General features: G+C 48.1%; 11 protein-coding genes and 1 riboswitch. Of the genes, 7 read left to right on the top strand and 4 right to left on the bottom strand.

Annotated elements, in window-relative coordinates:
- Positions 1 to 69: 69 nt before the first annotated feature.
- A complete protein-coding gene (locus tag MKY92_RS22965) occupies positions 70 to 345 on the top strand; it encodes an HPr family phosphocarrier protein (protein ID WP_036617010.1) in 276 nt (91 codons plus the stop codon).
- On the top strand, positions 338 to 2,050 hold the full coding sequence (ptsP, locus tag MKY92_RS22960) for a phosphoenolpyruvate--protein phosphotransferase (protein WP_047844045.1): 1,713 nt from the start codon (positions 338 to 340) through the stop codon (positions 2,048 to 2,050). Before MKY92_RS22965 ends, ptsP begins: the two co-directional genes overlap by 8 nt.
- Before the next feature lie 236 nt (positions 2,051 to 2,286).
- Here the strand turns inward: ptsP and gcvPB are convergent, their stop codons facing one another.
- From gcvPB to gcvT, 3 genes are all read right to left on the bottom strand, one after another.
- Positions 2,287 to 3,726 (bottom strand): aminomethyl-transferring glycine dehydrogenase subunit GcvPB, encoded by a 1,440-nt coding sequence (gene gcvPB, locus MKY92_RS22955; RefSeq protein WP_237177171.1) that lies wholly within the window; start codon positions 3,724 to 3,726, stop codon positions 2,287 to 2,289.
- A gap of 134 nt (positions 3,727 to 3,860) precedes the next feature.
- A complete protein-coding gene (gcvPA, locus tag MKY92_RS22950) occupies positions 3,861 to 5,216 on the bottom strand; it encodes an aminomethyl-transferring glycine dehydrogenase subunit GcvPA (RefSeq protein ID WP_339297776.1) in 1,356 nt (451 codons plus the stop codon).
- A complete protein-coding gene (gene gcvT / locus MKY92_RS22945; protein WP_339297775.1) occupies positions 5,213 to 6,349 on the bottom strand; it encodes a glycine cleavage system aminomethyltransferase GcvT in 1,137 nt (378 codons plus the stop codon). The genes gcvPA and gcvT overlap by 4 nt, the downstream gene beginning before the upstream one ends.
- A 320-nt stretch (positions 6,350 to 6,669) precedes the next feature.
- A riboswitch (glycine riboswitch) is annotated at positions 6,670 to 6,792 on the bottom strand.
- A 344-nt stretch (positions 6,793 to 7,136) separates the two neighbouring features.
- Here gcvT and gcvH point away from each other — a divergent pair.
- From gcvH to MKY92_RS22920, 5 genes are all read left to right on the top strand, one after another.
- Positions 7,137 to 7,529: a glycine cleavage system protein GcvH gene (gcvH, locus tag MKY92_RS22940; RefSeq protein ID WP_047844042.1), complete on the top strand. Its 393-nt coding sequence runs from the start codon at positions 7,137 to 7,139 to the stop codon at positions 7,527 to 7,529.
- A 419-nt stretch (positions 7,530 to 7,948) separates the two neighbouring features.
- On the top strand, positions 7,949 to 9,403 hold the full coding sequence (locus tag MKY92_RS22935; RefSeq protein WP_339297774.1) for a PTS mannitol transporter subunit IICB: 1,455 nt from the start codon (positions 7,949 to 7,951) through the stop codon (positions 9,401 to 9,403).
- Between the two features lie 38 nt (positions 9,404 to 9,441).
- Positions 9,442 to 11,544: a BglG family transcription antiterminator gene (locus MKY92_RS22930; RefSeq protein ID WP_339297773.1), complete on the top strand. Its 2,103-nt coding sequence runs from the start codon at positions 9,442 to 9,444 to the stop codon at positions 11,542 to 11,544.
- Positions 11,541 to 11,975, top strand: coding sequence for a PTS sugar transporter subunit IIA (locus tag MKY92_RS22925; protein WP_017686856.1), 435 nt, complete (start codon positions 11,541 to 11,543; stop codon positions 11,973 to 11,975). The genes MKY92_RS22930 and MKY92_RS22925 overlap by 4 nt, the downstream gene beginning before the upstream one ends.
- Positions 11,972 to 13,117 (top strand): mannitol-1-phosphate 5-dehydrogenase, encoded by a 1,146-nt coding sequence (locus MKY92_RS22920; RefSeq protein WP_339297772.1) that lies wholly within the window; start codon positions 11,972 to 11,974, stop codon positions 13,115 to 13,117. The genes MKY92_RS22925 and MKY92_RS22920 overlap by 4 nt, the downstream gene beginning before the upstream one ends.
- Before the next feature lie 62 nt (positions 13,118 to 13,179).
- Here the strand turns inward: MKY92_RS22920 and MKY92_RS22915 are convergent, their stop codons facing one another.
- Positions 13,180 to 13,431: a cysteine-rich CWC family protein gene (locus MKY92_RS22915; protein WP_339297771.1), complete on the bottom strand. Its 252-nt coding sequence runs from the start codon at positions 13,429 to 13,431 to the stop codon at positions 13,180 to 13,182.
- Positions 13,432 to 13,499: the final 68 nt, after the last annotated feature.

Below are 13,499 nucleotides of genomic sequence, written 5' to 3'. Positions count from 1 at the left end.
ACGACGATGGCAAGCAAGTGTAAATATATGCAATGCCTAAACCAAACTACTGAAAGTGAGATGATTGTAATGCAACAAACATTCAGAATTACAGACGAAGATGGTATCCACGCACGTCCGGCGACAGCCCTGGTAAATACAGCAAACAAATTCAAAGGTGCAGAATCCTTTGCAGAAGCTAACGGTAAAAAAGTAACTTTGAAATCCATTCTGGGTGTTCTTTCCCTCGGATTGGAACAAGGCGACACCATCAGCATCATCGTTGAAGGCGAAGGCGAAGCTGAAGCTCTTCAAGCTTTGACTGACGTTATGGTTAACGAAGGGTTGGGCGAAATTAATGCTTAATGTCTCCGGGATCGCGGCTTCGGCGGGTATTGCTATCGCCAAGGCGTTTATCTTGGAGCATCCTGACTACTCTGTAGAAAAACGCCAAATTAACGACGTTGACGCAGAGATCGCAAAACTCGACTCAGCTCTGGGTAAATCCCAGGCTGAGCTTGAGGCGATCAAAGAGCGCACTTTACAAGAGCTTGGCGAGAAAAAAGCAGAGATTTTTGCTTCGCATTTGCTCATTCTGAATGACCCGGAACTAATTGATCCGGTTAAAGCTAGAATTGCGGATGACATGATCAATGCAGAATTTGCTTTGAACGAAACGGCATCGCAATTTATCTCCATGTTTGAGAACATGAAGAGTGCATACCTGCAGGAACGTGCAGCAGATATGCGTGACGTTACCAAACGTGTGCTAAATCACTTGCTTGGTATCGACTTCATGAGTCCGGCTGAGATCAATGAAGAAGTGATCGTGCTTGCGGAGGATCTAACACCTTCCGACACGGCTCAATTGAACCGCCAATTTGTTAAAGGTTTTGCAACCAACATTGGTGGACGTACTTCTCACTCGGCGATCATGGCGCGCTCACTTGAAATTCCAGCTGTTGTTGGAACCAAGGACATCTTGGCTCAAGCGAAACAAGGCGATATGATCATTGTTGACGGTCTGGATGGTCATGTACTGGTTAACCCTACTGATGAAGTTATTGCTGAATACCGTGCCAAACAGGAACAGTATGATGCACAACGTGCAGAGTGGAGAAAACTTCGTGATGAGCCAACGGTAACGGTGGACAACGTTCATGTTGAACTTGCAGCCAACATTGGTACACCAAATGATGTAACGGGTGTTCTGGAGAACGGTGGCGAGGCTGTAGGCCTGTACCGTACCGAGTTCTTGTATATGGGCAGAGACAAGCTCCCTTCCGAAGACATTCAGTATAATGCTTACAAAGCGGTACTGGAAAAAATGGAAGGTAAACCGGTTGTTGTTCGTACACTCGACATCGGTGGAGACAAAGAGCTTCCATACCTGGATCTGCCAAAAGAAATGAATCCATTCCTCGGCTTCCGCGCAGTTCGTCTGTGTCTGGACCGTCTGGATATCTTCCGGACACAATTGCGTGCATTGCTGCGTGCAAGCGTACATGGAAACCTGCGTGTCATGTTCCCGATGATCGCAACACTCGGTGAATTCCGTGAAGCAAAAGCTGTCTTGCTCGAAGAGAAAGAGAAGCTGGTTGCTGAAGGCATTGCTGTTTCTGACAGCATTCAACTCGGAATCATGGTCGAAATTCCTTCGACTGCAGTTCTGGCGGATCAGTTTGCCAAAGAAGTGGATTTCTTCAGTATCGGAACGAACGATCTGATTCAATACACGATGGCTGCTGACCGTATGAACGAACGAGTGGCTTATCTGTACCAACCTTACAACCCGGCCATTTTGCGTTTGGTTAAAATGGTTATCGATGCAGCGCATCGTGAAGGCAAATGGGTTGGCATGTGTGGTGAGATGGCAGGAGACGAAACAGCAATTCCATTGTTGCTCGGTCTTGGATTGGATGAGTTCAGCATGAGCGCAACCTCCATTCTGCCAGCTCGTAGTCAGATCACCAAGTTGTCCCGTGCGGATATGCAGGAACTGGCTGCTAAAGCTCTGGATATGCAAACGGCTGAACAAGTTGTTGAATTGGTTCAAAGCATTCAAGCGTAATTTTGCCGGGGTTTCCTCCGGATTTGAGGTTTTTTCTTTTTCCGATAATGAGCTGCATTGATGCAGCGATATTGCCGGTATCCGCGATTCATTGTGGATACCGGCTTTTTTTGTTGCGTAGATGTATAGGAAATAAAGGGGAGTACGAGGGAAAAGTCCTGTAATGTCTAACCAAAAAATGCTCTCACTGGTGTAGTTAACATCAGCAAGAGCATGGACAAGAAACTCACTTAGTTTTAACTGCAAGCGCAGTTCAGTACAGGTTTGCGGGCTGCGGTAGTCTCATCGAGTCGAGTAACCGGTGTGCCATAAGGTGCGTTCAGGACTAATTCAGGTGTCTCTTCCGCTTCTTTGGCAATCCGTATCATCGTATCAATGAACCCGTCCAGCGTTTCTTTACTTTCGGTTTCTGTCGGCTCGATCATGATGCATTCTTCGACGTTGAGCGGGAAGTACACCGTTGGTGGATGATATCCAAAATCAAGCAATCGTTTGGCAACATCCAGTGTACGCACACCATACTGCTTCAATCCCCGACCAGACATGACGAATTCATGTTTGCATACGCCCGGATACGGGATCTCGTAGTAAGGTGCGAGACGGGCCATCATATAGTTAGCATTGAGTACCGCGCATTCAGAGACACGGCGTAAACCTTCAGGTCCATAGGTGCGAATGTAGGCATAGGCACGTACCAGAATACCGAAGTTGCCGTAGTAGGCTTTCACTCGGCCAATGGATTGATCGCCTTCACGATCGAATGCATACATACCGTCATCCTTTTTGATCACCATGGGCTTAGGCAGGAACGGAATCAGACGGCTCTTCACCCCGACGGGTCCGGCGCCAGGTCCACCACCGCCATGAGGTGTACTCATCGTTTTGTGCAAGTTCAGATGCACCACGTCAAAGCCCATATCACCCGGACGGGTAATGCCCATAATGGCATTGGAGTTCGCGCCATCGTAATACAACAAGCCACCAGCCTGATGTACGATGGATGCAATCTCCTGAATGTCTTTCTCGAACAGACCAAGTGTATTCGGGTTGGTCAGCATCAATGCTGCCGTATCCGAACCGACTGCTGCACGGAGTGCGTCCAGATCGACCAGTCCGTCTGCGCGGGATGGAATCGTCACCGTTTCAAATCCTGCAACAGTAGCACTTGCCGGGTTGGTCCCGTGAGAAGAATCGGGCACGATGACTTTGGTACGTTGTTCACCACGCCCTTCGTGGTAGGCACGAATCATCATAAGTCCAGTCCATTCGCCATGGGCACCAGCGGCTGGTTGCAGGGTCACAGCGTCCATACCTGTCAGACCTGCAAGGTCGTTTTGCAATGTATATAACAGTTCAAGAGCACCTTGAATGCTGGATTCATGCTGGTACGGATGGATTTTGGCGAAACCGTTATAACGTGCAACATCCTCATTAATCTTTGGATTGTATTTCATCGTACAAGAGCCTAGTGGATAGAATCCGTTATCTACACCGAAGTTGCGACGGGATAGCGCAGTATAATGTCGAATAACATCTACCTCGAACACTTCCGGCAGTGCCGCTGCTTCCGAACGGAGCATTTCCCGGGGAATCAACGTATTGGCAGCCTGACGAGGAACGTCACATTCTGGCAAGGAATAAGCGACACGCCCCGGGCTGCTGAGTTCAAAAATCAATGATTGTTCCGGAGCAGGAGATAAGGTCTGTGCACTAAATGTTGTATCCGTCTCAGGTTGAACCGAAGTGGAGACAGAGGTACCTGTTTCCAATTGTCCCTGTACCGATGTTGTCGTTGTCGTCGTTTCCTGAGTCACAGCGATCCCTCCAATGCTCGTGCGAATTCGTCAATCTCTTCCTTACTGCGTCGTTCGGTAACAGCAATCAGCATATGTCCAGCAAGCTCTGGATAATCACGTCCAAGTTCGTAACCACCAATGAAGCCCGCATCCAGCAGTTTTAGTTGAAGGGCATCGATGTCAGTTCCTTCAGGCAGCTTAATCACAAATTCATTAAATGTTGGCGCCTTAAACGTCAGGCTAACACCGGAAATCGCAGTTAATGTATTTAGGGTGTAATGACTCTTTTGCAAATTCAGATCCGCGACATCGATCATACCCTGTTTCCCCATAATGGACATATAGACAGATGCGCTGAGTGCAAGCAAAGCCTGGTTGGAACAGATGTTGGATGTCGCCTTTTCGCGGCGGATATGCTGTTCACGTGCTTGCAATGTCAGTACAAAACCGCGCTTGCCGTTGCGATCGGTTGTTTGGCCTACGATTCGGCCAGGAATTCGGCGCATATGAGGCTGGGATACGGCGAAATATCCGCATGTTGGGCCGCCGAGTGAAGCGGCGATGCCGAGGGGCTGCGCATCACCTACAACGATGTCGGCACCCAGCTTGCCTGGGGCTTCCAGCAGACCCAGCGATAGCGGGTTGGCACTTACAACGAGCAGGCCCTTGTGCGCATGCACGAGGTCGGCAGCCTGCTTCACATTTTCCACAGCACCAAAGAAGTTCGGACTTTGGATCATGACAGCAGCGGTATCGTCCGATATGGCGGCTTGCAGGGCATCCCAATCAGTGACGCCATCCTTATAACCAATCTCGACAATCTCCAGACGGAGTCCGTGCGCATATGCCTGCAATACCTGACGGGCTTCCGGATGAACGGTACGGGATACAATGAGCTGTTTGCGACGAGTTGCTGCTGCGGCCAAATTACCCGCTTCCGCAAAGGCCGTTGCACCGTCATACATGCTGGCATTGGCTACAGCCATACCGGTTAATTCACAGATGTAGGACTGAAACTCGAAGATGGCCTGTAGTTCACCTTGGCTGATCTCAGGCTGATAAGGTGTGTAGGCAGTGTAGAACTCGGAACGGGAAATGACATGATTGATGACGGAAGGAACATGATGATCGTGTATACCTGCGCCGAGGAAGCTGGCGTGTGTTTCGAAATTGGCGTTGGCGCCAGCTTGTTTGGACATATGACGTGTCAGCGCATATTCATCAAGTTTGGAGGATACGGGCAGCTCGCCCTGATAACGAATCTCCTGCGGAATGTCCTGAAACAGATCCTCCAGCGTATCCACACCAATGGTTGCGAGCATGGCGCTCTGATCTTGCTCAGTCATGGGAATGTAACGGTGCTTGCTCATGCTTGATCAGCTCCTTGAGTAGGTGTCTTCGACGTACGTGTCCGTTTATGAAAAGGGGTCTTCACGACCTCGGCTTTTAATTTCTTGCCGCGGATCTCAATCTCAAGCGGGGTTCCCAGCGCAGCGTATTTGCTGTCGATGAGGGCAAGCCCCAGATTACGCTTCAATGTAGGTGATTGCGTACCTGTTGTCACTTCACCGATCTGTACGCCTTTGGCGTATATGGGATAGTGGGGGCGGGGAATACCGCGCTCCAACACTTCAATGCCGACCAGTTTGCGGGCAGGCCCGTCAGTTTTTTGCTGTAACAAGGCTTCGTGTCCGATAAAAGGTCCGGCATTCAGCTTCACAAACATGCCAACACCAGCTTCGAGCGGAGAGATGGTTGCCGACAATTCCTGTCCATACAGTGGTAGCCTTGCTTCAAAGCGCAGTGTATCCCGGGCACCAAGTCCGGTTGGTACGAGTCCGTGACCTTCACCCGCTTGCATTAACCCATTCCAGACCACAGCGGCCTGATCTGCAGGTACATATAGCTCAAAGCCATCTTCACCGGTATAACCGGTACGGGACAACAGTAATTTTACTCCACATACTTCGGCATCGGGCACAAAACGAAACGGTTCAATCGAGGATACATCCGTATCCGTAACTTTCCCGATAATGTCTACAGCCAGTGGACCTTGCAAGGCGAGTAGCGCCGTCTGCTCCGAATCGTTGGTCATGCTTACGCCGGGGATCAAGTGCTCTTGCAGCCATGCCCAATCCTTGTCGATGTTAGAGGCGTTAACCACAAGCATATAATGCTGATCTTCCAGTTTATACACGAGCAGATCATCCACCACACCGCCATCTGGATAACACATCAGGGTGTACTGGGCTTGACCGGGAACAAGTGTGGTCACATCATTAGTCATCATTTGTTGCAAAAAAACTTCGGCCTGCTCACCCTGTACTGTGAATTCGCCCATATGGGATACATCGAACAGTCCAGCGCGCTCGCGTACGGCTTCATGTTCTTTCTGGATTCCGCTAAATTGTACCGGAAGCTCCCAGCCTCCAAAATCAATGCACCGTACGCCTTCATATTGCTGATATAGTGGGAAGAGTGGTGTTCTATGCAAATCGGACATCAAATCACCTCATCATGGGCCGTCAGCCGGCCGGATATACAATCGTGGATCAATGAACCAGGGTATTTTTAAATTTCCAGCTAGATAATTTCATCACATAAGTATGGAAGCCAGCTATGGCAGCGCCGTTCTACATCCTGTTTTTCGTTTTTTGGGAAAAAGGAAAAGGACAGGCCAAAGAATCGGCATGCCAAGTAGCACGCTGTATTCTAAGGCTCTGTCCCTTGTACCTGAGAGTTACCCCGCTGCGGTTGTGCAGCAGGTTTCCCCTTGGGTGATCATAACGCCCGCACAGGGCGAATAGATGCTCTCCAGAGTTGCGTCCCGTAAAAGTCCTTTTGCCTGAGAGATTCACCTCCGCTTATCGGTGGTTTACTCCTTCGGCGTTACCTCATGTACCTCCCGAATCGGGTGTCACGGGTAATCTCTCCCTTTACATTCATCCGCGGGTATAACATAGTCCAACAAACACATTTACTCCTCTCATTAAAACGTGAATCCACTACCGATGTCAAGAACGATATCATAGATAATGATTAAAAAACCGAATATTTAATTTAATTTTGATGTTATTGTTCGTGTATTCTTAAAGACTACGCTTACTATTCTAATATTCACCAGTATATGAAGAAAGAGTGTAATCCGGTTACAGGATGTAGAGGTGTTCAGCAAATAAATTGTGAGGTATCTTGACATTTGATTCATAAATATCATACGCTATGTTCTGGGAAAAAGGTTAAGGTCAAAGAACGCATGTACTCATTAATGAAAAGCGAGGCGGATATCGATGAGCGAATTGAAAAGTGATTTCCTGTACAGTGAAGAGCACGAATGGGTGCAAACCGTAGGGGAGGATACTGTACGTATTGGCATTACCGAGTTCGCGCAGCATCAGCTGGGTGACATTGTGTTTGTGGAATTGCCTGACCTTGAAACCAATGTAAAAGCAGAAGACAGCATTGGAACGATCGAATCGGTCAAAACGGTTTCCGACTTGTTCTCTCCCGTCACAGGTTCAATTATTGCAGTGAATGATTCGTTGCAGGACTCCCCTGAACTTGTGAACAGCTCTCCTTACGAGGAAGGCTGGATGATTGAGATCCGTGTTGAGGGAGATCTGACAGCAGCATTGTCTACATTGATGAATGCAGACGCATATCGTAAACATACGGAAGAATAGCATCAACGAACTTGTACTTATTAACATATATTTTATAACCAAATGAAATGAGCTTCATATTGTTTCGACCTGTGTGAGCCGGATGCTTGCACAGGTTTTTTGTGCTTTCCAAGAATGGTTTTGAATGTGGATTGAAGCAGATTGTGGATGTAAATCACCTGATTGGACCAAGCTATAGGTTAGAAAATGATTCTGGAAATGACAAAAGTCATAGGCAAGAAAAGCCTTGTGTACCAATGGGTTCAGCCATTATGCATCAATTAAAACGATTACATAACCTAATGTTGTCATCATTGTTCATGACGAAAGTACGCTTTCATTTCATTGAACAGGAGAGCATTCTCGCTTAGGATTACAGCAGGGGAGAAATGATACCCCTTTCATAAATCATAATCACTTGATCCAAGGAGGATAATACAATGAGTAATTTGGACCAATCGTCCAATTCCAAAGGTGGGCTACGGGTTGGTGTTCAGCGTTTTGGCCGATTCCTGAGTGGTATGGTCATGCCGAATATGGGCGCATTCATCGCCTGGGGATTAATTACGGCTCTGTTCATTCCAACAGGCTGGTTCCCTAACGAGACGCTCGCACAGCTAGTTGATCCGATGATCAAATATTTGCTGCCACTGTTAATTGGTTACACCGGGGGTACGATGGTGCATGGTCAGCGTGGTGGTGTCGTGGGTGCCATTATGACCATCGGGGTCATCGTAGGTAGTGATATCCCAATGTTCCTAGGTGCCATGATTGCCGGACCACTGGCAGCATGGATTATCAAAAAGTTCGATAAATCCATTGAAGGTAAAATTAGAGCCGGATTTGAAATGCTGGTTAACAACTTCTCAGCCGGTATTATTGGCGGGATCTTGGGGATTTTTGCGCTACTGGGCATCGGGCCTGCTGTAGAAGCGATTAGCAAAGTATTATCTGCCGGGGTACAAGGCTTAATGAATCTGGGCTTGTTACCGCTGGTAAACCTAATCATTGAACCAGGTAAAGTATTGTTCCTGAACAATGCAATCAACCACGGGATTCTGACACCGATTGCAACAGATCAAGCAAGAGAATTAGGGCAATCCGTATTATACATGCTTGAATCGAACCCGGGTCCGGGACTTGGTATCTTGCTTGCTTACTGTTTCTTCGGACGCGGAATGGCCAAATCTTCTGCACCAGGTGCCGTTATCATTCATTTCTTCGGGGGAATTCATGAGATCTACTTCCCTTACATTCTGATGAGACCAATTCTGATTCTTGCCGCAATCGCGGGTGGCGTCGCAGGTACATTAACATTCATGCTTACCGGAGCAGGACTTGTTTCAGCACCATCACCGGGTAGTATTATCGCGTATTCCCTCTTAACACCAAAAGGTGGATACCTGCCGATGCTTGCAGGGGTGCTTGTAGCAGCCGTCGTTTCTTTCCTGGTTGCAGCAGTGTTACTGAAAACGGGTAAACAAAAGGACGAAGATCTGGAGTCCGCATCCAGTCGGATGAAAGACATGAAGAGTCAAGGAACCGTACCAAACGCTGGCATTACGGCTAATCATCGTGAAGCAGACAGAACCGCAGATATGGCTTCTTCTACCGTCAAAACAGACGTGAAGAAAATTGTCTTCTCCTGCGATGCAGGCATGGGTTCGAGTGCCATGGGTGCTTCCATTCTGCGCAAGAAGATGAAGGCAGAGGGGATTGACGTTATGGTGACCAATACGGCCATCAGTGATATCCCACCGGATGCAGATGTGGTAATTACACAACAAATATTAACCGATCGTGCCCGCTCCGTTGCGCCGAACGCAGAACATATATCCATCGACAACTTCCTAAAAAGCCCGGAATACGATGCGCTCGTTGAACGTCTGAAGTAATTGCACGCATTTGTTTTCCCTGAGCCGGAGGCTGAGATATGAGTATTACCAAAAGACAACGTGAAATCGTGGAGTTCCTGCTAGAGCATCCACATGAAGTAACTGCCGGCGAAATCGCCGTTGAAGTAAAGGTCAGTACCCGAACGGTTCACCGGGAGCTGCAAATGATTGAACAATGGCTTGAACCTTTGGGCATGAAGCTGGAAAAAAAATCAGGAACCGGCATCCGAATCGATGCCGGTTCCGATGATCTGGCTGTATTGCGCCAGCAACTAGAGGGTAAAGAATATGTAGAGTTTACGCCAGAAGAGCGTAAGCTCTTCATGCTTTGCATCCTGCTGGATGAACCGGAGCCTGTAAAGTTACTCGCCTTGGCTTCGGATCTGAAAGTGACCGTATCCACCGTAACCACTGATCTGGACGATCTGGAGTCACGAATTCGTCAGGCGGGACTAAAGCTGGTTCGCAGACGTGGATATGGCGTCAAGATTAACGGAAGTGAGACGATTCATCGCACAGCCATAGCTGCACTTGCTCTCGAATTTTTGGATGAGTCGGACCTATTCGGAAGACAGCCAGAACAGGGAGGCTCCATCGTAAACCAAAAACTGTTGGATATGATCGGACACGGTGATGTGCTTACGGTCGAAAATGCGTTATGGCAACCAGACATCGAATGGTTGGAGAACATCCCGGAACGCCAATACATGAAGTTGCTGATTCAATTATCCGTAGCGGTTGTACGTATTCGTAAAGGCTTTGGCATTGGCCGTATACCTCCCCTGGAGAACAAGGGAGATGAAGTCGCAGAGCAGGATGAGATGAAGGTTCCACCTTATATGGCTTCCCGCTTGTGTGGTGTGTTATCGACCCAGCTGGGGCTGACATTCTCCCAAGATGAGCAAGCTTATTTTCACAGACTATTAGTTGAGACAGAGCAGCGGATTCATTCTTCGCGGCTGTTGCCAATAGACGATTTGATTTTACTGGACAGGGTACATTCACTGATTGATCAGATGCAGGCGAGAACACATTATGCCTTTCATGAGGATCGGTTGCTTCGTGAAGGTCTGCTTGGTCATATGCAACCTGTAATGGAGCGAATTGAAGGGCAACAGATGATTCGTAATCCGCTACTACAGCAGATTCGCAAGGATTATGATTCACTCTTCGAAGAGGTCAAACAATCCGTGCATCAAGCTTGGCCAGGTACTAACGTTCCGGATGAGGAAATTGGTTTCCTGGTCATGCACTTTGGCGCTTCCATCGAGAGGTTACGTGCATTGAAACGGGAGATCAGGGCCATCATCGTGTGTACAAGCGGAATTGGATCATCACGCATGCTTTCCAGCCGATTATCCAAGGAGATTCCCGAGATTCGGATCATGGATAGCGTGTCCTGGTATGAAGCTGCCCGGATACCTACAGATCAATATGACCTGGTGTTATCCACTGTCGATCTGCCGATGGATGAGCATCAGTATTACAAAGTGAGTCCACTGCTTACGGCGGAAGAGAGCGAACGTCTGCGTCATTTTATCCGAACAACAACATTACAACAACAGCATAATAAGCCCCGTGAAATAGAGGTTCAGACGACAAGTCGTTACTCTGACCCTGATGGAATGGAAGCTATTTTAGTTGAAATCGTCCGAATTATTGGCAAGTTTCAGGTGTACCCGCTGGATAACCAAGATATCGGTTTCTATAAAACCGTATATGCGATGTGCAACGTACTCCATGGAACTGGTGTATTGAAGGAACCGGAGGAGATCGCAAAACGGTTGGAGGCACGTGAAGCAGTGGGGAGTCAGAAAATTCCCGGCACAAGACTTGCGCTGTTTCATACACGCAGTGAGGGAATTTACAGGCCGTCGATTAGCTTGTTTCAGCTCACGGAGCCACTCCTTCGTACGCCGGATGATCCGGCAGGAGTTACCCATATCCTCTTGATGCTGGGTCCCAGAGAATTATCCAAGGAAAGCCTGGAGGTTCTCAGTGAGATCAGCGCCCTGTTATTGCAGGAAGAAATGATTACATTGCTGGAAAAAGGAATCAGGGATGAACTCATTCATTACCTGTCCCAGGAACTCGTTGGATTTTATCGCAGTAAAACCGAAATTGGAGGTCAACCATTATGAGTATGTTAACAACAGATAAAGTCATCATGAATGCGACGGCTCAGGACAAATACGAAGCGATTCGTATGGCAGGGCAGATTCTGAAGGATGCGGGACATATTACCGCTGATTACATTGAGAAGATGATTGAACGAGAAGAGATTGTCTCGACCTATGTAGGAAACGGGTTGGCTATTCCGCATGGTACGAAGGAATCCAAAGCTTTCATTTTATCCACAGGTATCTCTGTCATTCAGTATCCACAGGGTGTTGATTTTGGCGAAGAAAAGGCTTATATGGTCATTGGTATCGCGGCTCAAGGCGGGGAACATATGGAGATCTTGACTAGCATTGCGGTGATCTGTGCTGAGGATGAGAACATGGAGGCCCTGCGTCTGGCGAAAACAGCCGAAGAAGTAATCGCTATTCTGGAAAGTGAAATGGAACTATGAAGGCTCTACACTTTGGCGCAGGTAACATTGGACGTGGGTTCATTGGATTGATTCTCTCCCGTGCAGGGTATGAAGTGATTTTCTCCGATGTGAATCAGACCTTGGTAACCGCTCTTCAGGAACGGGGACAGTACACGGTGGAACTGGCTAACGAGAGCAAGGATCAGGAGACCGTTACAGGCGTAAATGCAATCGATGGAACCCAGCTGGAGACGGTTGCCCAAACGGTTGTAGAAGCTGATCTGATTACAACCGCAGTGGGTGTGGGCGTGTTAAAACATATTGCACCAGGGATTGCGAAGGGACTTGAGAAAAGACTGAATTCCGGTCCTGCTCAAAACCCTCTTCACATTATTGCTTGCGAGAACGCCATTGGAGCCAGCACACAATTGAAAGAGCATGTATATGCTCTGCTTGATGAAAAAGTACGTTCCCTTGCAGATCAGTATGTTTATTTTCCAGATTCAGCCGTAGACCGGATCGTGCCTATTCAGCATCATGAAGATCCGTTGCATGTACAGGTTGAGCCTTTTTACGAGTGGGTAGTTGATCGTTCCCAGATGGCTCCTGCATTCAAACCGGTTGAGGGCATTCTATATGTCGATGATCTGGAACCGTATATTGAACGGAAGCTGTTCACTGTAAATACAGGGCACTGCGTTGCAGCATATATCGGTAATGTGCATGGGTATGACACGATTCAGCAGGCTATTGCCGACGAAAAGGTGAAATCGATTGTCTACGGTGCTTTGCAGGAAACTGGAAAAGTTCTGGTGAAGCGTTTTGCATTCAACCCGGAAGAACATGAGCAGTATATTGTCAAAATATTGGGACGATTCGTAAACCCGTATCTTACCGATGAGGTTACTCGTGTTGGTCGTTCCCCGCTGCGCAAGTTGTCTCCGAATGATCGTTTGGTTCGTCCGGCCCTTCAGGCATATGCGGATGGAACTGATACGACTTATCTGGCTATGGGTATGGCAGCAGCTTGCAAGTTCGATGTCTCCGATGATCCGGAAGCGGTTGAACTGCAGGACATGATCCGCCAGAAGGGGGTTTCGGCTGCACTGCATCATTATACGTCCATAGATGAGCATCATCCGGTGCTTCAACAGGCTGTTGCCCAGTATAACCAAATGTAAGAGCAGTGGTAGCGGGGCTAACAGTCTAGATAATGCATAATAGAAGAAGAGCCATACAGTTGTTAACTGTGTGGCTCTTCTTTTGGTTGGAGTTTATCGGCATAGTCATCCAAACAGCGTTGACATATGCACGATTTTCGGCGCTGCTCTGCCGGAATGCGGTCGAATACACCTTCGGGGAAAGTAGCCCGGTTACACCAGCATTCCGAATGAGGATGTCCTGCGGCATAGGAACAGCGATTAGCTTCCCCGCATAACGGGCAGACAAGATCATCGATATGGATGTGCTCTTGATCGTCTTGTTCTGCAGACATTCGGTTCTTCCCTCCCTGTACAATAGCTACGAGCTGAAGTTGAACATACTGGTCCCAGTATAACAGAA

The sequence above is a fragment of the Paenibacillus sp. FSL R5-0623 genome, from assembly GCF_037974265.1.
Lineage (GTDB): Bacteria > Bacillota > Bacilli > Paenibacillales > Paenibacillaceae > Paenibacillus.
Note: the sequence above shows the minus strand (reverse complement) of the source record. Positions and strands in the feature narration are given on the sequence as shown.